General features: G+C 50.8%; 12 protein-coding genes and 1 pseudogene. 2 read left to right on the top strand and 11 right to left on the bottom strand.

Annotation, left to right across the window (positions count from 1 at the left end; translation table 11 throughout):
* Window positions 1-38 precede the first annotated feature (38 nt).
* The 8 genes and pseudogenes from addB to DXD12_RS00375 form a co-directional block, all read right to left on the bottom strand.
* The gene (addB, locus tag DXD12_RS00410; protein ID WP_118636955.1) at window positions 39-3,506 is read right to left on the bottom strand and encodes a helicase-exonuclease AddAB subunit AddB; all 3,468 of its coding nucleotides are present in this window, start codon (window positions 3,504-3,506) and stop codon (window positions 39-41) included.
* Between the two features lie 34 nt (window positions 3,507-3,540).
* Window positions 3,541-5,043 carry an RNA polymerase factor sigma-54 gene (gene rpoN / locus DXD12_RS00405; RefSeq protein ID WP_118636953.1) on the bottom strand — a complete coding sequence of 501 codons (1,503 nt, stop codon included), beginning with the start codon at window positions 5,041-5,043 and terminating at the stop codon, window positions 3,541-3,543.
* Between the two features lie 90 nt (window positions 5,044-5,133).
* The gene (locus tag DXD12_RS00400; RefSeq protein WP_022358993.1) at window positions 5,134-5,472 is read right to left on the bottom strand and encodes a DUF1292 domain-containing protein; all 339 of its coding nucleotides are present in this window, start codon (window positions 5,470-5,472) and stop codon (window positions 5,134-5,136) included.
* A gap of 298 nt (window positions 5,473-5,770) precedes the next feature.
* Window positions 5,771-6,304 (bottom strand): hypothetical protein, encoded by a 534-nt coding sequence (locus DXD12_RS00390; RefSeq protein ID WP_118636951.1) that lies wholly within the window; start codon window positions 6,302-6,304, stop codon window positions 5,771-5,773.
* A gap of 14 nt (window positions 6,305-6,318) precedes the next feature.
* The gene (locus tag DXD12_RS00385) at window positions 6,319-6,891 is read right to left on the bottom strand and encodes a cob(I)yrinic acid a,c-diamide adenosyltransferase (RefSeq protein ID WP_107000327.1); all 573 of its coding nucleotides are present in this window, start codon (window positions 6,889-6,891) and stop codon (window positions 6,319-6,321) included.
* A 225-nt stretch (window positions 6,892-7,116) separates the two neighbouring features.
* Complete coding sequence (locus tag DXD12_RS15490) at window positions 7,117-8,049, bottom strand: DctP family TRAP transporter solute-binding subunit (RefSeq protein ID WP_279221037.1); 933 nt, start codon at window positions 8,047-8,049, stop codon at window positions 7,117-7,119.
* Window positions 8,050-8,217: 168 nt separating this feature from the next.
* Window positions 8,218-10,479: pseudogene (locus DXD12_RS15820) on the bottom strand (TRAP transporter large permease subunit); the annotation flags it as partial.
* Window positions 10,480-10,968: a TRAP transporter small permease gene (locus DXD12_RS00375; RefSeq protein WP_118468093.1), complete on the bottom strand. Its 489-nt coding sequence runs from the start codon at window positions 10,966-10,968 to the stop codon at window positions 10,480-10,482.
* A gap of 548 nt (window positions 10,969-11,516) precedes the next feature.
* Here DXD12_RS00375 and DXD12_RS00370 point away from each other — a divergent pair.
* Window positions 11,517-12,545 (top strand): 3-deoxy-7-phosphoheptulonate synthase, encoded by a 1,029-nt coding sequence (locus tag DXD12_RS00370; RefSeq protein WP_118472094.1) that lies wholly within the window; start codon window positions 11,517-11,519, stop codon window positions 12,543-12,545.
* Between the two features lie 252 nt (window positions 12,546-12,797).
* On the opposite strand, the gene DXD12_RS00365 is transcribed toward DXD12_RS00370, so the two are convergent.
* From DXD12_RS00365 to DXD12_RS00355, 3 genes are all read right to left on the bottom strand, one after another.
* Window positions 12,798-14,066, bottom strand: a complete 1,269-nt coding sequence (locus DXD12_RS00365; protein WP_022359661.1) for a diaminopimelate decarboxylase — start codon at window positions 14,064-14,066, stop codon at window positions 12,798-12,800.
* Window positions 14,067-14,478: 412 nt separating this feature from the next.
* On the bottom strand, window positions 14,479-15,933 hold the full coding sequence (gene pyk / locus DXD12_RS00360; RefSeq protein ID WP_279221029.1) for a pyruvate kinase: 1,455 nt from the start codon (window positions 15,931-15,933) through the stop codon (window positions 14,479-14,481).
* A 160-nt stretch (window positions 15,934-16,093) separates the two neighbouring features.
* The gene (locus tag DXD12_RS00355; RefSeq protein WP_022359663.1) at window positions 16,094-16,936 is read right to left on the bottom strand and encodes a hypothetical protein; all 843 of its coding nucleotides are present in this window, start codon (window positions 16,934-16,936) and stop codon (window positions 16,094-16,096) included.
* Window positions 16,937-17,288: 352 nt separating this feature from the next.
* Between DXD12_RS00355 and DXD12_RS00350 the strand changes: the two genes are divergently transcribed.
* Complete coding sequence (locus DXD12_RS00350) at window positions 17,289-21,545, top strand: 2-hydroxyacyl-CoA dehydratase (protein ID WP_118636947.1); 4,257 nt, start codon at window positions 17,289-17,291, stop codon at window positions 21,543-21,545.
* Window positions 21,546-21,678: the final 133 nt, after the last annotated feature.

Raw genomic sequence — 21,678 nt, 5'->3', positions numbered from 1 at the left:
TTCTTCTTTCATTCCCACAGTCACAGCCAAACACAAACTTACCGTTCCGTTTCCTTATCCTTTTCTTCCATCTTCCCCCAGATCTCCTCCGGGCTCAGCTTATCAAAACGCCGGAACTGGTAGCCGTCCGTTTTCAAATCAAATCCGCACACACTGTGGTACGGGCAATAATCGCACGCCGTTTTCTGGCCGTTTTTGTACGGCGACGCCGCAATGTTTCCATCCAGAATCTCCCGCCCCATATGCTTCATTTTCCGGTTCACATACGCGCCCAGCACACGGAATTTTTCTTCCCCTGCCGCCTGCGAACGCCGCTCAACGATCGCCTCATTTTTAATCGAAACCGGCACAACATCCGAATCCGCCGTCGCCTCCTCGCCCAGCCGGTTATCCAGATGTGCCAGTGCCTCCCGATCGCCGTTTACCAGCCCGTTCATCCGCAGTGCCTTCAAAATATCGGCATTCGTCTCCTCCTCCGACTCCACCGGCTTGCGCTCCACCATCGGATCCTCGATATGATAATAGAAAAGCCCCGCTGGAACCACCGTTTTATCCGGGTATTCCCGCCCGATCTTCTCCATCGCCGCATCCATGTAGACAACCAGCTGCAGCTGCAATCCATAATAAATATCCGTCAGGTCAAATTTCGTTTTTCCCGTCTTGTAATCAATGATCTTAAGGTACAGCCGGTCTCCATCCTCGCAGAGATCGATTCGGTCAATCCGCCCGCGCAGATGGATCGCCTCCTCGCTTGAAAGCGGAATCCGCATCGCTCTCAGGTGATCCATCGGTGAAAAACTGACCTCAAACCCGGCTGGCTCAAAATCACCTTTTTTTAGCTGTTCCGTCAGTGCCCAGATCGTCCGATCCGTGATCCGGTATACCTTCCGTTCCAGATACTGGTTCCGGTACGAGCTTCCCAGAATCGCATTGCCGTATTCCTCCGTGACCGACGCCACACACTCCGCCACCATTTTCTGGCGGTCTTCCTCCGAAATGCCGGAAAACCGGCGATTTTCCTCTTTCATCCGCGTGAAATACATGTCGATCGCCGCATGGAACAGATTTCCGATATCCGACGGGGCAATCTCGTACATCTGCCGTTCCGACAATTCCAGCCCATACGAAAGAAAATGTGCATACGCACACGACGCATACAGCTCCATACGCGTCACACTGCCCCGCAGAATCGGGCTATAGAGCGCCCGCGCCGCCGCCTTCCCGATGCCCGTATCCTGATAGGTATAAAATGCAGCATCCGAGAGCGCCTGCATTTCATCCCGGTACGATTCTGCCTGAATAAAGTATCGGTACAGCGATATAAACTGGTCATTTTCCCCGCTTTTTTCATCCTGCAGTCCCCGAAGCACCCAGCTCATGCCAAGCTCCGGCGACCAGAGCGCTTCCTTCTCTTCCTCCGGCTGTTCCAGACGTTTCTCCGGAAATAATTTAAGCAGCTGCAGCATCAGACTCGAAGGACGCATCGCTTTTCCCTCGGCAGAGGACGCCGCACACGACAGATAGAGATAGTCCGACGGCTTTGTCAGCGCCAGATAGAGATAAAATCGCTGCAAAAAGCTTTCCTCCCGCGCGGTCGGCGCCAATTCTACCTGCATTTCCCGCAGCGCCCGGCGATCCGCCTCCGAAAGGAGCCCGCCGCGTCCCGAAACAGACGGCACTATCCCGTCATTGACTCCGGCAAAAAACAACACTTTTATATTGGAAAGACGGGTTCGCGTGATATCGCCGACCACGATCCGGTCCACGACCGCGGGGATCAGTCCTACCTTGATCTCCGCAAAACCGGCGTCCAGAATCTCTGCATACTCCCGCTGTCCCATGACCTCCTCGCCGAGAAGCGCCACAATCCGGTCAAACAGGTCCATCACCAGCCCATACACCTGCCCGTACTCCTTGGCAAGACTCATATCGCCCATTTCTTCAAACTGCTGCGCCATCGCCGCCAGCTTCTGCTCCATCTCAAGTGCCTCGAGAAAATGGACCAGCGCCTCCGTCCGCTCGCGCACCGTTGCTTTGCAGTTGGAAAACACCTCCCGAAGCGGCAGAAATGGTGTGACAACCGCCTCACGGAACTGATTTAACTCATCCAGATTGATAAGCTCTGCCCCCCGGTACACGCGCTCCCATGTACTGTTCCACCGCTTAAACCCGCGGATTCCAAGCGCAATCACATAATTTTCCGCCTGATAGATCACTTCCGGTGAAAGCCCCGCAAGCGGCATCACCAGCCCTGTTTTCAGGAATCGAAACACCGATTCATAGGAAAAGCCCGATTGCAGCACCTCCAGCGCCGCCCGGATTAGTTCCACCATCGGGTTACTTAAAATATTTTTCTTATAATCAATAAAACACGGGATCTGATTCTTCTCAAACTGCCTCAGAATCTCCCGCGAATATGTCTCCAAGTCGCCGGTAATCACCGCGATCTCCCGGTAACGGATGCCCTCCGATGCCACCAGACGCCGGATTTCTCCGCATAAGAAAGAGATTTCCGCCTGCGGGGTTGCTGCTTCAATTAGACGCAGGCTTTCCCGGCCGTGTTCAGCCGCAGCCCCGCTTTCGTTCCCGCTCCCAGAATGATACACCTTTCCCCTATATCGGAACAATTCATTTTCAATAAATCCCAGTTCCGGGCTGTCCTTAAATCTCCACATTGGTTTTTCTTTCAACAAAATATCCTCATCCCGGCTGCATCCGGCAGCTGCAGCACGATCAATCAGACGGCAGACGGTATGACGGCTCATGTAAAAGAGCTTCTGCTGCACGCTCTCGCGGTACGGGTTGTCCTCCGGATCCATCGTGACCGTCACGATCACCTTCCGGCAGCACCGGAATAAGAGTTCCAGAAGCTCATACTGGATCGGCGTAAAGCCCGTATAGCCATCCAGCGTCACAACGCTATCGCGGATGAGCTGTGACTGCGGCAGCACCCGGCAGAGAAGGCTTAAAATTTCTTCTTTTACGATCACTTTTTCCTCGGTATACGCCTGGAATGCCCGGTATAAAACCTGCATATCCAGAAGCTTCTGGCGCAGCAGCGGGCTTTTCGTCTCCCCGATCAGCGTCTCCAGCTTTTCCTCCGTGATGCCGTACTGGAAAAACTCAGACAGCATCGATTTGATCTCGCTGATAAAGCCCGCCTTGTCCAGATGCCCTCCAAACAGGTGCAGATTTCCCCGGACGCCCGATGAGACGCGCCGCAGAACCATCGATTTTCCCATATCATCCAGCACCGCCAGATTTTCAATCGCCAGTTCCTCAAACACCCGGTATGCCAGACGCTCAAAACTGACAATATCGATATTCATCACGCCATGGTTCGGATGCAGCATCACGATCTCTTTCTGCGTCTGCATCGTAAACTGTTCCGGCACCAGAGCAAAAAAACGTTCGTCCGGCTCTTCCATCGACTGACGGATCAGATTTTCATACAATGTCCGTGTCTTTCCCGAACCGGAACCACCGATTATAAATTGCAATGACATAGTTTTCCCTCTGTCTTTCTGTCTATGTTTTCTGTCAGATACCAAAGCACTTCCGCCCGGATGCATCCCGGATTCCCATTTCTTCCCGGTATTTCGCCACAGTCCGCCGCGACAGCGTGATCCCCGCTTCCGCCAGTTTTTCTGACAGCACGCGGTCGCTGAACGGCTTTCTCGGATTTTCCGTTTTGATCAGATGGCGGATTGCCTCCCGCGGATCTTTGCCTGTTTCCATCCGATTCACCACTTCTGCCTGAACCGCCGTTTCTTCCTGATTCGCCGCCTCTTCCCGATCTGCCAGTCTTCCCTTATCCGTCATCCCGAATCCCCCCGCAGCCATGTGTCTTGAAAAGAAATATGACAGCGGAAAGATCCCCCAGCGGCATTGCAGATATTTTTCACGCACTGTCCGGCTCAGCGTCGGCTCGCTGACCCCCAGCGATTTAGCCGCCTGTTTCTGCGTCCACGGAGCCAGTTTTCCACTTCCTTTTGCAAAAAACTCCCCCTGTACGCACAAAATCTCTTCTGCCAGCCGCGCCAATGTCTGGTTGCGCTTCCCAATGCACTGGCAGACCCATTCAGCCTGTCGGATTTTCCCCTCGATGTATTCCTTCGCCTCCGTCTCGGTATCTTTCTGCTTCATCAATGACAAATAATACGGATTGATGGCAATCTGCGGCAGTGTCTCATCGGAAAGCTGCATTTCAAATCCGTGTTCCGTCTGTGAGATAATTATATCTGGTACGATATATTTATCATAGCTCTCATCCCCATATCCGCTTCCTGGTTTGGGATTCAGCTCCCGGATCCGCGCTGCTGCCAGAAGCACTTCCTCCAGCTTGCAGGAGCATGCACGGGCAAGCTGCTTCATCTGGTTTTTTCCCAGCAGATCCAGATGGTTGGAAATGATGCGTGCCGCCAGAATTTCGGTTCGCATCGTTCCATTCTGAACAATATCAATCACCGCGCCGCCGTCCTCTGCCAGATAAGACAGCTGCATCAACAGACACTCCTTCAGCGACCGTGCCCCGATCCCACACGGTTCCAGCCTGCCAAAATTTTTCCAGATCCGTTCTCCTTCTGTCTCCTCAATTCCCAGCCCAGCGCAGAGTTCTCCAAAATTCACGCTGAGATATCCGCTTGCATCCAGATTTTTGATCATATAGCGGAATATTTTTTCTTCTCTTTTCGTCAGATGCAGCATACACGCCTGTTCCAGAAGTGATTCCAAAAGCCCCTCCTGGCTTCGTCCCGGCTCTAATCGCCCCGCCTCTTCTTCCTCATCCTGATAATAGGTCTGGTTCTGGCGGTCAAGGCTGGCAAGTTCTTCAAGTCTGCGGATTTTCTCGTTCAGCTCTCCATTTTCTTCCAGCCGTCCGTTCTCCGGCTCCCGCTCTTCCAGATCCACCACCGGATTTTCCAGCGCCATCTCTTCTATGTACTCTTTCAGTTCTATCTGCCCCATCTGAAGAATATTTGCGGATTGTATCATTTTCTGGGACAAGGTCTGTTTGAGCTTTAACTCCTGTTTCAGTTCCATCGTACCACCCCTGAAAATATGTAAAACGCCCAGATGCCTCGCCGTTTCTGCCTGCGAAGTACCTGGGCGTCCTGTCTTTTGCCTGCCTAATTACTGATCCAGCTCGTCCTCGCCGACCAGCTCATCATATTCCTGCTCGTCCAGAAGCTCGTCAAACGCATCTGCCACGATCTCATACTCATCGTCGTCCTCGATGTTTTCCAGGTTCGGCTGTCCGTTCTCATCCTCGCTGTAACGGTACAGATATACCTCTCCGTCCTCTGCCTCGATGTCATCCATCGGAAGAAGGGCAATATAATCCTTGCCGCCTGCCGGGAAAATCGTCAGAACAACACACTCAATCTCTCTGCCGTCATCCAATGTCAGAGTCACGGTCATCTCCTCGCCGTTGTCGATCTCTTCCTGCGTCATATTCTTATTATCTGCCATATTTTACCTCTTTCTTTTCTATGCCTTTTCTACGTCCCACAAGATCCGTTGGCGGAATCCTGTCTTGACTCCACTGTATCAGAGTATTCTGTAAAAATCAAGACTTGACTTCCTCATTGTCCTCTTCATCTGCCGCCTCGTTACTGTTCACGCATACGTGCCCAGTAACGGAATTTGCCGTGGCTTCGCATTTAAATACGGCAAATTCCTGCTGCCGCCACGTTTTCTTACGGCACTTTCGGTTCCAAAAGTGCCTACCCGTGTACAGTATCGCCGCTTCATTCCGATACGCCGCCATCTATTCCAGCCCCTCATCCGGCACCTGTACGCGCATTCCACGTGCAAATGCCCGGTTTAAGCGGATTGTGTGCCGTGCCAGCGGGTTAAACAGCATATAGATGCAGAATACCGCCTCTATAAATTCGATTGCCGCCGCCGTCACCAGCATGAAAACCAGCGGAAATGGCAGCCACCAGCTCATCTGAAGCAGCGATACGCCGCCCCACACGATACTCGCCCCACGCCCGATCAGCATCAACACCGTAAGCACCGGGCTCTCCCGCAGCATAAGCATATACCAGCCATAAAAAATAAACGGTCCCAAAAGCGTCATGACCGCATTTGTTTTCTCCATTCCATAGACAAATGTCATAATCAGATAAAACAGGCAGTACAGAACCCGCACCCCCGTCAGAATCCGTACCATCCAGTGCAATGCCTCATTCTGCTCCCCGTAACCCGGAAGTGTTTTTTCCATCTGTTTTCCCCACATTGCCCATTCCCGCTGCACTGCAGCATACTCCGGACGATGCTTTCTCTTTATAAATCCCATTCAGAGTCCCCTCTCTAATATTCAATTCCCCGCCGCGCCAGGATTTTCCGGTCAAACGGATGCTTGATTTTTTCCATCTCTGTCACGTAATCAGCCCGCAAAAGCAGCTCCTCCGGCGGTTTCCGCCCCGTCATCACAACTTCCAGATCCGCTGGTCTGTGATCCAGAAAATCCACTATATCCGCCAGCTCCAAAAGTCCCGAAGAAAGAGAAGCGCAGACCTCGTCCAACACCAGCAGAACATCGCAGGTTTCATTATTCTGTATTTTCCTGCTTCTTGAATCTTCCGTTTTCCCACACCGTTTCACTGCCTCACAGCACGCTGTCTCAAACATACTTTTATAATAATCCGCCGCCTCCCGCTTCACCTCATCGGTCATTTTCCACGTGAATCCAAATGTTTTTTCACAGGGAATCAACGTCACCTCCGGGAGCCGCTTTAAAATCTCCACCTCCCCAGACTGGTCCGTTTTTAAAAAGCGGGCAGCAACTACCTGTTTTCCCGCTCCTGCTGCCCGGACCGCCAGACCGATCGCCGCCGTCGTCTTTCCTTTTCCGTCGCCGCAGTACAGATGTACACACCCCATATATTTTTCCTTTTCTTTCTTTTTATCTCGCTTTTCAGCGCACCGATACCAACTATCTTATCATATCAAACTGCCAACCACAATATTTGCCCGATTGAAAATTTACATTGAAATATTTCCCCATATACGCAATCTGGCGGTCTGATCCCAAGGACCAGAACCGCCAGAAAACCAAACTCAATGATTCAATTTTACCAAACTTCTAACTTCAAACTTCTAATTTTCCTATTTGAATGCAGCAACCAGCTCTTCCGCATCCTTATAACCCTGTTTTTTCAGTTCCCCGATATACCACTCGGTTACTGGTTCTACAACCGCCTTGAAGGAATCGATATCCAGATCCTCATACGGGATGACCTCGACGCCATTCTTGGACTGCCATCTGGAAAGGATCTCGTCGTCGCCTGCACGGTTGATCTCGCGCTCGTACTGAACAGCAAGTTTACCGCACTCATCGACTACTTCCTGCTGCTCCGGTGTCAGGCTGTCGTAAATATCCTGGTTGATGCAGAAGAACAGGCAGTCATAGTTTGCATTCCACATGGAAACGTATTTCTGTACTTCCTGTACGCTTGCCGCATCAATCGCCGGAAGCGGGTTCTCCTGACCGTCTACCGTACCCTGCTGCAATGCCGTGTAAGTCTCGGACCAGTTCATGTTGGTCGCATCTGCGCCCCACAGCTCGTAGCACTTCATCAGAAGGTTTGAACCAGCCACACGCACTTTCAGGTTCTTCATATCTTCCACGGAATGAACCGGGCGCACGCCGTTCGTGAGCTGACGGAAACCATTTTCCGCCATACCCATACAATGCAGGTCATAGGAAGAAAGAATCTCATCCATCTTCTGGCCAGCCTCGCCGTCCAGCTTCGCGTCGGCGTCCTCCACTGAATCAAACAGATACGGCAGCGATACCACGTTGAAACGCGGGTCAAATGCCGAATAAATCAGGTTGCTGTGCATCGAAATCTGCACCGGATCTCCGTTCATCAGCGCCTGGATGCCCTCGGACTGGTTTCCACCGGTCAGCTGATCCGCTGCGTAAACATCTACTTTTATCTTGCCGCCCGTTGCCTGATCCATGAGCTCGCCAAACTTGCGTCCTGCCTGTGCCCAGGTACTGGTTTCTGTCGTGGAACACGTAAAGTTCCAGGTCATTTCCGGCCAGTTCAGGTCACTGTGATCTTCCACCTGATAGGTCGAAGAATTTTCAATGCCCGCCGTCTTAACTGCACTAGCCGCATTTTCAGTAAAGGTGTTTACCAGATCCTCTGCATCATCAAAGCCCTGGTTTTTCAGTTCTCCGATAAACCATTCCGTTACCGGCTCAGCTGCTTTCTTAAAGGATTCGATGTCGAGGTCCTCATATTTCAGCACCTCCACACCGTTCTTAGTCTGCCAGCGATCCAGAATCTCCTCATCGCCTGCACGGTTGATCTCACGCTCGTAAGCAACTGCCTTACGGCCTGCCTCATCAACAACCGCCTGCTGCTCCGGTGTCAGGCTGTCATACAGCTTCTGATTGATGCAGAAGAACAGGCAGTCATAGTTTGCGTTCCACAGTGAAACCTATTTCTGTACTTCCTGTACACTCGCCGCATCAATCGCCGGAAGCGGGTTCTCCTGCCCGTCTACCGTGCCCTGCTGCAGCGCCGTATACGTCTCGGACCAGTTCATATTGGTCGCATCTGCGCCCCACAGCTCATAGCACTTCATCAGAAGGTTCGAACCAGCCACACGCAGCTTCAGGTTCTTCATATCTTCCACGGAACGAACCGGATGTTCGCTGTTGGTCAGCTGACGGAAACCATTCTCCGCCATACCCATACAATGCAGGCCATAGCTTTCCAGGATCTCAACCAGCTTGTCGCCCGCCGGACCATCTAAGACTGCATCCGCTGTCTCAACAGAATCAAACAGATACGGCAGTGATACAACATTGAACCGCGGGTCAAATGCCGAATAAATCAGGTTGCTGTGCATCGAAATCTGCACCGGATCGCCGTTCATCAGTGCCTGGATGCCCTCAGATTGGTTTCCACCGGTCAGCTGATCGGCTGCGTAAACATCTACTTTGACCTTGCCGCCGGTCGCCTGCTCCATGAGCTCGCCAAACTTGCGTCCCGCCTGTGCCCAGGTGCTTGTCTCGGTTGTGGAACACGTAAAGTTCCAGGTCATATCCGCCCAATCCAGATCGCTGTAATCGCCGATCGTGTTGAAATCGTCATTGTCTGTCTGGGTGGTTCCGCTGTCGCCTCCGGCTGTCTCGCCATTTTCAATGGCTGCCGCACTTCCCAGTGCCGCCGGCAGACAGGTCGAAATCTGCGGAATATAAGTAATTATCAGTAAAACAACAATGGAAGCGGCTACCATCGGAACGACTGCCCTGGAAATCTCCTGCAGCGTTACGCGGATACCGTCTCTTAATTTGATGCCGATCGCGACAAACAGGTTGACACCGACCGGAGGTGTTACCTGACCAATTGCCAGGTTGACCGTTGCCATGATACCAAATGCGATCACGTTGTAGCCCAGTGCCTTGCAGACCGGCAGCATGATCGGGATGAAAATGTACATTGCAGAATTTGCATCAATAAAGCAGCCCGCGATCAGGAAAATAATGTTACAAATCAGCAAGAAAGTAAACTGGTTGCCTGCCACTCTTGCTAACAGTTCGGAAGCAGCCGTCGAAATACCGAAACGGGTGCAGACAAAGGAGAACAACGACGCACACGCTACGATCAGCATGATGCCGCCGGTGGTCTTTGCCGAATCAATCAGAATTTCCCACAGGTCTTTAAATTTTACTTCCTTATAAATAACCATGCCGACAAACAGACCGTACACAACGGATACGGCTGCCGCCTCGGTCGGTGTAAAGATGCCTCCGTAGATACCGCCCAGAATGATGACCGGCATCAAAAATCCCCAGAAAGCATCCTTAAATGCGTTCCAGCGCTCTTTTGCGGATGCTTTCTCTACGTTGGACGGCACGACATGATCGCGGCGTACCTCCAGCATAACGACAACTACCAGAGCCAGACCCATCAGGATACCCGGAATGATGCCTGCCATAAACATATCTCCGATGGAAACACCTGTGATCGACGCGTATACGACAAACGCGATACTCGGCGGGATGACGATCGCGATGGAACTGGAAGTTGCCATCAATGCCGTCGAGAAGGCTGCGGAGAAACCTCCCCGCTCTATCATCGCCGGAATCAGGACCGCACCCAGGGCCGCTACCGTCGCCGGACCGGAACCGGAGATCGCGCCGAAGAAGCAGGCTACGATGATACACACATTCGCAATGCCGCCTTTTCTGTGACCGACACAGGTGTCAACGAAACGGATCAGGCGCGTGGAAATCCCCGCCTTCGCCATGATATTTCCGGATAATACGAAAAACGGAATCGCCAGCAGCAGGAATTTACTGATGCCGGAGTAAATATTCGTCGCTACAATCGTTAAAGAAGTACCGGAATACAGGATCGCCGCTGCGGAAGAAAGTCCCAGACAGACGGAGATCGGCACATTCAGCACCAATAATACGAAAAAGGTAATAAAAAGAACTGCGCTAACCATTTATTTGTCCTCCTTTTTCGTACACTCATCGAGACAGAACTCGATAAAATGAAGAATCATGCACGCCGAACCGATCGGTACAAAGGACCAGAAGATCCACTCCGGCCAGTTCAGCACAAAGGTACGTTTCTGGTTCGCAAGCTGCGCCAGTACCTTGTCCATGCCATAGTAAAATAAGATTCCCATAAAGAGAACCGAAAAGATCGTAATCAGAATCACAACCGGCTTCTTTGCTGATTTCGGCAGACGCTCTGTTACCAGATTTAAGCCTACCAATCCGCCCTCACGCGCAGACAGCGCCGCGCCAAGCAGTGTAATTAATACGAAAATGGCAACAACCAGCTCCTCTGTAAAGGACCAGGACTGGTGAATCACCTTACGGGAAAATACATTTCCCACCGTCAGTACAAGGATCAGGAGCATCGTGACTACCAGCACGGTTTTCTCAACCATCGCCACAATATCCATCAGCTTTTTATATCCTTTCATACTGCGCTCTCCTCCTAAAATAAGTATCTCATTTTTCCACATTTCTGTCGGCTGTACGCATTCATCTGAACGTTTTTGTGTCATAGGACGCAATTTCCTAAGGCATAAAAAAACGCCCCCAGATAATAGGGACGAATGAAGTGCCAGATTTCTGCTAAATGTTCTGTTTTTCTCGGAAAACACGCAAACATATGCAGCACCAAACAAACAAACGCTACTCCCGCTTGTGCGGGATTCGTACAAAAACAGTGACCGCCGCGCCCTTGCTCTCAGTCAATCGAGGCATGAACGGTTCCGTTTTCATATGGAACAATATCAAACTAAAATTAAATATTGCTGATATGGAATATATTCTACACTTTTTTAATAAATACGTCAACCATTTTTATAGACTACGGTCTATTTAATAAAAGCTGCGTAAAAATAGCATAAAAGAAATAAAATTCTTTTCCCTCAACCTATTGATGATTTGATTTTTCTATACTATAATAAACATCATACGCTTTAAAGTGCGAAAATCTTTTAGACAATACAGGAGGATAAAACTCATGGGATTTGAATATGTCAGCAAGCTGCCGACCCCGGACGAGATTCGTGCACAGTTTCCACTGGCACCGGAGCTGGCCGCAGAAAAAGCTCGAAAGGACGCTGCTATCCGTGACGTCTTTACAGGCGACAGCGACAAGTTTCTTGTCATCATTGGTCCGTGCTCTGCTGACCGGGAAGATGCGGTTATTGATTATGTAAACCGTCTTGCCAAGGTACAGGAGAAAGTGAAGGACAAACTGATTCTGGTTCCTAGAATCTACACCAACAAACCTAGAACAACCGGTGACGGCTATAAGGGACTTTTACACCAGCCAAATCCGGAAGGTAAGCCAAACTTATACCAGGGTCTGATCGCGATTCGCAAACTTCACATGCGTGTGATCGAAGAAACCGGCTTCTCGACCGCAGACGAGATGCTATACCCGGAGAACCTGACCTACCTTTCCGACGTTATGTCCTATGTTGCAGTCGGCGCACGTTCCGTTGAGAACCAGCAGCACCGCCTCGTTGCCAGCGGCATCGACGTACCGGTCGGCATGAAGAATCCGACCAGCGGCGCACTCTCCGTCATGCTGAACGCCGTACACGCAGCACAGCACGGTCATGAGTTCATCTACCGCAGCTGGGAAGTAAAGACACAGGGCAACCCGCTGACCCACACCATCCTGCGTGGTGCTGTCAACAAGCATGACCAGTGCCTGCCGAACTACCACTACGAAGACCTGAAGCTGCTCTTAGACCTCTACAACGAGCGTGATCTGAAGAATCCGGCCTGCATCATCGATGCAAACCACTCCAACTCCAACAAAAAATACATGGAGCAGATCCGTATCGTCAAGGAAGTACTCCACAGCCGTCGTCACTCCGACGATATCCGTAATTTCGTCAAAGGCGTCATGATCGAAAGCTACATCGAACCAGGCAACCAGAAAGTTGGCGAACACATCTACGGAAAATCCATCACCGACCCGTGTCTGGGATGGGATGATTCCGAGCGTCTGCTGTATGAAATGGCTGAAGGATTGTAAAATATAGAAATATGCAGAAAAAAAGTCCGGTGGAAAAGCTCCGCCGGACTTTTTTCGTTAGGAATTCGGATTTCAAAAAGGTTAAAGGATTAAATCTTTTGTATCATGCATTTATTATGGTTATAGTATATCATGCCTATCTCCAAAATGTTTGTATTCTCTTTAAATAAATTATGAAGAAATTCTTAAGATTCACCATTTCGATGCAATAAAAATCGTCTTTCCTGCATTATATTAATTTAACGTTCTTTTTTACTGCACATCCTTAAACAGATCACAAAAATCAAAGGTCGCAAAATAATCCTTCGGTGTCTCTGCCCGGCGGATCATCTCCACGGAACCATCCTCTTTCAGGAGCAGTTCAGCCGAACGCAGCTTTCCGTTGTAGTTGTAGCCCATCGAAAAACCATGTGCGCCGGTATCATGGATGACAAGGATATCGCCCATATCAATCTTCGGAAGCATCCGGTCAATCGCAAATTTATCATTGTTCTCGCACAGGGAACCGGTTACATCGTATTTGTGGTCGCACGGCTCGTTCTCTTTTCCCATGACCGTGATGTGATGGTATGCGCCGTACATCGCCGGGCGCATCAGGTTGACTGCACACGCGTCCACACCGATATACTCTTTGTAGGTGTGTTTCTCATGGATTGCCGTTGTCACAAGGCAGCCATACGGCGCCAGCATGAAACGTCCCATCTCTGTATAAAGCGCTACATCGCCCATGCCAGCCGGAACCAGAACTTCCTCATAAACCTTGCGGACGCCCTCGCCGATTGCAAAGATATCGTTCGGCTCCTGATCCGGGCGGTAAGGAATGCCAACGCCACCAGACAGGTTGATAAATTTAATATCTGCGCCGGTCTCTTCTTTCAGCTTGACCGCCACCTCAAATAATACCTTCGCAAGCATCGGATAATACTCATTTGTAACCGTATTGCTTGCAAGGAAGGCATGGATACCGAAATGTTTCGCACCTTTTGCTTTCAACACCTTGAATGCCTCAAATAGCTGCTCGGTTGTCATACCGTATTTCGCATCGCCTGGGTTGTCCATGATATCATTGCTGATCTTGAACAGTCCGCCCGGATTGTAACGGCAGCTGATCGTCTCCGGAATATAACCGATCGTCTTCTCCAGGAAATCAATGTGCGTAAAATCATCAAGGTTGATGATCGCGCCCAGCTCGGCAGCCATCTTGAATTCCTCCGGCGGTGTATCGTTGGAGGAGAACATGATCTTCTCGCCATCGTACTTCATCGCCTTTGCCATCATAAGCTCTGTCAGCGAAGAGCAGTCCACGCCGCATCCAAGTTTCTTTAAAATATCAATTACAAATGGGTTCGGTGTTGCCTTTACAGCAAAATACTCTCTGAATCCCTTGTTCCAGGAAAATGCACGCATCAGGCGCTCGCCATTCTCGCGGATTCCCTTTTCATCATACAGGTGGAACGGTGTCGGGTATGTTTTCTTGATCTCCTCCAGCTGCTCCCGTGTTACAAATGGTTTCTTCTCCACTTTTACATCCTCCGAACTAAAATCTACATATAAAACTTAAAAGTCTGGACTACCGGGAACATACACTACTCCCGGCACGCCCAGACTCCTTTGTCCTGCTACTATTTATACACCAAAAACCGTGTTTTATCAACTGATTTCCAAAAAAACGTCCACAATTGGACGGTATTTTGTTACTGTTCACGGGTAGGCACTTTTGGAACCGAAAGTGCCGTAAGAAAACGTGGTGGCAGCAGGAATTTGCCGTATTTAAATGCGAAGCCACGGCAAATTCCGTTACTGGACACGTATGCGTGAACAGTAACGGTATTTTTTCTCGTTTTCTCCGCCAGGACACAAACTCCGGACAAATTGAATCATTTTCCAGATACATCTATGAACCGGGCACAGATTCAGGCGCAGAATCCAGTTTCTACTCTACCACAATTACACGCATGATATTCGTATCGGCTACCGGTTCATGGCGGTTGGCACGTGTCACCACACCCGCGGTTGCAACCACAATCTCACCCTCTTTGACGATACCTTTCTCTTTCAGCAGTTCCACCGATGCAAATAAGAGCGCATCCGTCGATTCGGCGCGTTTTGCATGGAACGGCTTAACACCCCAGTAGAGCTGCATCTGGCGGACAGCCGTCATGCTCGGGGAAAGTCCTGCGATCAATGCTTTCGGACGCCATTTCGAAAGCATTCTCGTCGTAAATCCGCTGACACTCGGCGCCACAATGACCGGCGCTTCCAGATCGGAGGCGGTCGCTACAGACGAATAACATACCGTATTAGATATATTTCGAAGGTTTTCCGCCGATACCTTTCTTCTCTGGTAGAACATATAATCCAGATATTTCTCCGACTCCTCGGCGATCTGGCTCATCATGCGGACTGCCTCGATCGGATAACTTCCCATCGCAGTCTCGCCGGACAGCATAACCGCATCGGTTCCCTCGTACACTGCATTCGCCACATCCGATACCTCGGCACGCGTCGGACGCGGGTTGCGGATCATTGAATCGAGCATCTGGGTCGCCGTGATAACGACCTTGCACGCTAAGTTACACTTGCGGATGATCATCTTCTGAATGTGCGGAACCTTCTCTGCCGGTATCTCCACGCCCATATCGCCCCGGGCTACCATGATGCCGTCGCTCGCCTCAATGATGGAATCAATATTTTCAATTCCTTCTTCATTCTCGATTTTCGCGATAATCTGCATGGCAGAACCTTTTTCATTCAGAATCTCCCGGATCTCGCGGATCGCATCGGCATTGCGGACGAACGAAGCCGCCACAAAATCAAAGCCTGCATCCACGCCGAAACGAATGTCTTCCTTATCTTTATCGGTCAGCGCCGGAAGCTTGACCCGTACTCCCGGTACATTGACGCCCTTCTTCTCGCCCAGCTCGCCGCCATTTTCAATCCGGCAGACGATGTCTGTTCCATTGACCTCCCGCACGTGCAGCTCAATCAGGCCATCATCGATCAAAATGCGGTCGCCCGGCTTTACATCCTCCGCCAGCCCCGCATAGTTGATGTAGCCGCGTGTCTCATCCCCCACAATCTCCTCGGTCGTCAGCGTATACAGATCGCCCTCTTTCAGCGTCACTTTCTTTCCATCTTTTAATTTGCCGGTACGGATTTCCGGTCCCTTGGTATCCAGAAGCGATGCGATCGGAATCCCCAGCTCCTCGCGCACACTTTCCAGAATCTCCAAACGATGTTTATGCTCCGCATGATCGCCATGCGAAAAGTTAAAACGTGCGACATCCATGCCATTTAACGCCAACTCCTTCATAATCTCCCGGTTATCGGTGTTTGGTCCCATTGTGCAGACAATCTTTGTCTTTTTCATGCCGTTATTCCTCCTCATATTCTGTCCTTTTTTTAAGAATTTTCCCATCAGCGAATCATTTATAGGCTCTTTTGTATGCTTTATCCAGCCTATTTAAATCCCCTGCGTAACTGTTCAGTAAATGCGCAAACCTGCTGAACAGTTACTCCCCTGCTAAAAAACAATCCACCGCCTGATTCTATTTAGAATCTTTCAATTCTTCTTCCGTCACATGTTTATGCGTATACAGGTGATCCATGCAATATTCCATATTTCCCGCACATTTCGAACAATAGCGGAACTCCAGGTTCGGATCGTCCTTCTCGGTACGTCCGCAGACCGCGCATTTGTGGCGGGTCAGGGAAATTTTCTGGATCTGCGCCTTCTGCATCTCGTTTTTGAACTTCTGCTTGCGGACCGCCTCTTTCGGGCTGATCTTCCGGTAGTTACGCGTCATCAGGAAGAAAATGATAAAATTGAGCATCGAAACAACAATCTCAATTTTCGCGATAATGCCACCCGTTAAGAAACTGTAGACCAGAAGCGCTCCGTACATCATTCCGAGGTATTTCGCCCGGATCGGAATGAAAATCAGAAGGAACTGCATCTCCGGAAAGGTGCAGGCAAACGCCAGAAACAGCGATTCATTTAAGTAATACGGGGACATCGGCACCGAAAAGCCGGTCACACCGTACACCAGGAATGCCGCGATGATGTGTCCCAGCACGCCCATAAAGAAAAACATATTAAATCGGAAGGTTCCCCACACGCGCTCCAGCGTCGATCCAATCGAATAATAGAGATACATCGCGAGCAGCGCAAAGAGGACGCCCGACTGAGGCGGGCATACGAGAAAGGTCACGATTCTCCACACCTGCCCCCGCAGGATCGCCGCCGCATCAAGTGCCAGATACTGCACGTAAAAATATGGATTAAACAGGCTCATCACAAATCCAGCCGCATACATCATGATGATGTAGTACATCAGATTCGGGATCGCAAACCGACCGAATTTGCGCTCTAATTTTCTAAAAAAATTCATAATTCACATCCTTTTCCGTTTTCCTTCCATTATAGAGAGCGGCGGATTCTTTGTCAAATTATATTGTCGCTTCCACCACGTTATCTTACGGCACATTCGGTTCCAAAAGTGCACGCCTGCGCTCTGTAATGGCTGCATTCCAACTCAGAAAAAGCGGTATTTTCCACGCAGAAAATGCCTTTCCTTGTACAGGAACGCCCTTCTCCCATTATGCGCGATATTAACAAATTTTGCACATTTTTAGCATCTTTTTAACGCACCCTACCGATTGTTTTCTTCCTTATTCTATGTTAAAGTATAGCCGAATACATGTGTAATACAAAGGAGGGAAGGGGCACTGCCCCGATTGTACATGAATTCCTGTAAAAAATTAGGAATCGACATCGGTTCCACAACGGTTAAAGTATCTATTATTGAAGACGGCGGTAAGCTTCTTTTCGCCGATTATAAACGTCATTTTGCAAACATACAGGAGACGCTCGCGGACCTGCTCCGTGAGGGTGAAGAGAAACTTGGCGCACTGACCGTCGAGCCGGTCATCACTGGTTCCGGCGGTTTAACACTTTCTAAGCATCTGGGCATTCCATTTGTCCAGGAGGTTGTAGCGGTTGCCACATCCCTGAAGGATTATGCCCCGCAGACCGACGTTGCCATCGAGCTTGGCGGCGAGGATGCGAAAATTATTTATTTTACCGGCGGCATTGACCAGCGTATGAACGGAATCTGCGCCGGAGGTACCGGCTCTTTTATTGACCAGATGGCTTCGCTGCTTCAGACGGACGCATCCGGTCTTAATGAGTATGCGAAAAATTACAAGGCAATCTATCCGATCGCGGCGCGTTGCGGCGTTTTCGCCAAGACGGATATCCAGCCCCTCATCAATGAGGGCGCAACCAAAGAGGATCTGTCCGCCTCCATTTTCCAGGCGGTTGTCAATCAGACCATCAGCGGTCTGGCATGCGGCAAGCCGATCCGCGGCAATGTTGCGTTTCTCGGTGGACCGCTTCATTTCCTCTCGGAGCTGCGCGCGGCATTTATCCGCACCCTGAATCTGGGGACGGACCAGATCATTGCCCCGGATCACTCGCATCTGTTTGCGGCGATCGGCGCGGCGATGAACTCTGATCCGAAGACGACTGCCAGCCTGCACGATCTGATCGAACGGCTTTCCCACGGCATCAAGATGGATTTCGAGGTAAAGCGGATGGAACCCCTCTTTACTGATGAAGCTGACTATGAAAAATTCAGAACCCGCCATGCAAGTCATGACGTCAAAAAAGGTGATTTAGCGACCTACGAAGGCAACTGCTACCTCGGCATTGACGCCGGTTCCACCACAACCAAGGTGGCGCTTGTCGGCGAGGACGGCTCTCTTCTATACCGCTTCTACAGCAACAACAACGGCAGCCCGCTGGCGACGGCGATCCGCGCGATGCAGGAGATCCACGACCAGCTTCCTGAGAAAGCACAGATCGCTTATTCCTGCTCCACCGGTTACGGTGAAGCGCTCTTAAAATCTGCCCTGATGCTGGATGAGGGCGAGGTCGAGACGATCTCCCACTACTACGCAGCGGCGGCATTTGAGCCGGATGTAGACTGCATCCTTGATATCGGCGGTCAGGATATGAAATGCATCAAGATCAAGGACGGCACCGTAGACAGCGTACAGCTCAACGAAGCTTGTTCGTCCGGCTGCGGCTCCTTTATCGAGACATTTGCTAAATCCTTAAATTACAGCGTACAGGATTTTGCCAAGGAGGCACTCTTTGCCAAAAATCCGACCGACCTCGGTACCCGCTGTACTGTTTTCATGAACTCTAACGTCAAACAGGCGCAGAAAGAGGGCGCTTCCGTCGCAGATATTTCTGCCGGACTGGCTTACTCCGTCATCAAAAACGCCCTGTTTAAGGTTATCAAGATTACCAACGCCTCCGATCTCGGAAAACACGTGGTCGTACAGGGCGGTACCTTCTACAACGATGCGGTTCTCCGCAGTTTTGAGAAGATCTCCGGCTGTGAGGCAGTCCGCCCGGACATTGCCGGTATCATGGGTGCCTACGGCGCGGCTCTGATTGCCCGTGAGCGCTACGATGCTTCCAAGACGACCACGATGCTGCCGATCGACAAGATCTTAAGCCTGACCTACAAGACGACGATGGCGCGCTGCCAGGGTTGTACAAACCACTGCGTCCTGACGATCAACCGTTTCGATGGCGGACGTCAGTTCGTGACCGGAAACCGCTGTGAGCGCGGACTGGGCGGCAACAAACAGAAAAAAGACATTCCGAACTTATTCGACTATAAATACCACCGTATGTTCGATTATGAACCGCTGACCGCCGATCTGGCGCCGCGCGGTACCGTCGGCATCCCACGTGTCCTGAATATGTATGAAAACTACCCGTTCTGGGCAGTCTTCTTCAGGGAACTGGGGTACCGCACCGTTCTGTCCCCGAAATCGACAAGACAGATCTACGAACTTGGTATTGAATCAATCCCGAGCGAATCCGAGTGCTACCCGGCAAAACTCGCGCACGGTCATATCGAATGGCTGATCCGCCAGGGACTGACCTACATTTTCTATCCGTGCGTTCCTTACGAGCGCAACGAAACCCCGGAAGCGGGAAATCACTACAACTGCCCGATGGTCACATCCTACGCGGAAAACATCAAAAACAACGTAGAATCCCTGACGGATCACAAGGTACATTTCCGGAATCCGTTTATGGCATTTACAAATGAGGAAATCCTGACAAAACGTCTGGTCGAAGAATTTACCAGGGATCAGTCGATCCCGGAGAAAGAGATCCGCGCCGCCGCTCACAAGGCATGGCAGGAACTCATCGCCTCCCGTCAGGATATGGAAAAGAAGGGCGAGGAGGTCATCACCTGGTTAAAAGAAACCGGACACCACGGCATCGTGCTGGCAGGCCGACCGTACCATGTAGATCCGGAGATCAACCATGGTATTCCGGAACTCATCACTTCCTACGGTTTTGCCGTGCTGACCGAGGACTCCGTCTCCCATTTAGGACGCGTTGACCGTCCGCTGATCGTCACCGACCAGTGGATGTACCACTCCCGCCTCTACGAGGCAGCTTCCTATGTGAAGACACAGCCAAACCTGGATCTGATCCAGCTCAACTCCTTCGGATGCGGTCTGGATGCAGTTACTACTGATCAGGTCAATGATATTCTGACCCGCTCTGGCAAAATTTATACGCTGCTCAAGATCGACGAGGTCAACAACCTCGGCGCCGCACGTATCCGTGTGCGCTCCCTGATCGCCGCAATTCGTGTGCGCGAGATGCGCCACTACCATAAACCGATCGTTTCCAGCGCATACAGCCGTGTTTATTTCACGAAGGAAATGAAGAAAAACTACACAATCCTCTGCCCGCAGATGTCGCCGATCCATTTCGACCTCATCGAACCGGCAGTTCGAAGCTGTGGTTACAACCTGGAGGTGCTGCAGAACTCCGACCGTACCGCTATCGACACAGGACTTAAGTACGTCAACAACGACGCCTGCTACCCGTCCCTGATCGTGGTTGGTCAGATCATGGATGCGCTGCTCTCCGGCAAATACGACTTAGAGCATACAGCTGTTATCATGAGCCAGACCGGCGGCGGCTGCCGTGCTTCCAACTATATCGGCTTTATCCGCCGTGCCTTAGAGCGCGCCGGTATGCCGCAGATTCCGGTTATCTCGTTAAATGCCAACGGCATGGAGACGAATCCGGGCTTCAAGATTACCCTGCCGCTTCTCACCAAGGCAATGCAGGCGGTTGTCTACGGTGACCTCTTCATGCGGGTTCTCTATGCGACCCGCCCATACGAGGCAAAAGCCGGTTCCGCCAATGCCCTGCATGAGAAATGGAAAGCAATCTGCATCAAATCGCTGCAGAAACACTCTTTATCCATGGCAGAGTTTAACCGCAACATCCGCGGTATTATCCATGACTTCGACGAACTTCCGAGACGCGATGTCCAGAAACCGAGGGTTGGCATTGTCGGCGAGATCCTGGTAAAATTCTCCCCGTTAGCAAACAACCACGTGGTAGAGCTTCTGGAAGCCGAGGGTGCCGAGGCTGTAATGCCGGATCTGCTTGATTTCCTGCTTTACTGCTTCTACAACAGCAACTTCAAAGCCGACAATCTGGGCGGCAAACGTTCCACCGCACACCTGTGCAACATGGGAATCTCCCTGCTGGAGTATTTCCGCCGCACCTGCCGCCGCGAACTGGAACGCAGCACACATTTCCTTCCGCCTGCACGGATTCAGGATCTGGCGTCGATGGCGAAGCATTACGTTTCCCTCGGCAATCAGACCGGCGAGGGATGGTTCCTGACTGGTGAGATGCTGGAATTGATTCACAGCGGCACGACGAACATCATCTGCACCCAGCCGTTCGGCTGCCTGCCGAACCACATCGTCGGAAAAGGCGTCATCAAAGGACTGCGCGCCAGCCATCCGGAGGCGAATATCATCGCCGTAGACTACGATCCGGGGGCCAGCGAAGTCAATCAGCTGAACCGTATCAAACTGATGCTTTCCACCGCACAGAAGAACCTGCCAGAAAGAAAAAAGGAGTCAAGAATTGGATGATTTTGGATTGATTTTGGATAAAATTTCCAGCTGACTTTTAAAGACGTCTGTGCTATAATAAATTTATATGGAGTTTAAGATAGGCTGTGGATTCCATAGCCTATCTTCTATATAGGGGAACAAAAAGACAGAC

The organism is Clostridium sp. TF11-13AC (genome assembly GCF_003481065.1).
Taxonomy (GTDB): Bacteria; Bacillota; Clostridia; order Lachnospirales; family Lachnospiraceae; genus Otoolea; species Otoolea fessa.
This window is presented reverse-complemented; position numbering and strand designations above follow the sequence as displayed.

What these genes read in the sequence shown, in the direction of transcription:
- addB (WP_118636955.1), bottom strand. Translation starts at nt 3,506, where the DNA reads ATGTCATTGCAATTTATAATCGGTGGTTCCGGTTCGGGAAAGACACGG.
- rpoN (WP_118636953.1), bottom strand. Translation starts at nt 5,043, where the DNA reads ATGGAACTGAAACAGGAGTTAAAGCTCAAACAGACCTTGTCCCAGAAA.
- DXD12_RS00400 (WP_022358993.1), bottom strand. Translation starts at nt 5,472, where the DNA reads ATGGCAGATAATAAGAATATGACGCAGGAAGAGATCGACAACGGCGAG.
- DXD12_RS00390 (WP_118636951.1), bottom strand. Translation starts at nt 6,304, where the DNA reads ATGGGATTTATAAAGAGAAAGCATCGTCCGGAGTATGCTGCAGTGCAG.
- DXD12_RS00385 (WP_107000327.1), bottom strand. Translation starts at nt 6,891, where the DNA reads ATGGGGTGTGTACATCTGTACTGCGGCGACGGAAAAGGAAAGACGACG.
- DXD12_RS15490 (WP_279221037.1), bottom strand. Translation starts at nt 8,049, where the DNA reads ATGACCTGGAACTTTACGTGTTCCACGACAGAAACCAGTACCTGGGCA.
- DXD12_RS00375 (WP_118468093.1), bottom strand. Translation starts at nt 10,968, where the DNA reads ATGAAAGGATATAAAAAGCTGATGGATATTGTGGCGATGGTTGAGAAA.
- DXD12_RS00370 (WP_118472094.1), top strand. Translation starts at nt 11,517, where the DNA reads ATGGGATTTGAATATGTCAGCAAGCTGCCGACCCCGGACGAGATTCGT.
- pyk (WP_279221029.1), bottom strand. Translation starts at nt 15,933, where the DNA reads ATGAGGAGGAATAACGGCATGAAAAAGACAAAGATTGTCTGCACAATG.
- DXD12_RS00355 (WP_022359663.1), bottom strand. Translation starts at nt 16,936, where the DNA reads ATGAATTTTTTTAGAAAATTAGAGCGCAAATTCGGTCGGTTTGCGATC.
- DXD12_RS00350 (WP_118636947.1), top strand. Translation starts at nt 17,289, where the DNA reads ATGAATTCCTGTAAAAAATTAGGAATCGACATCGGTTCCACAACGGTT.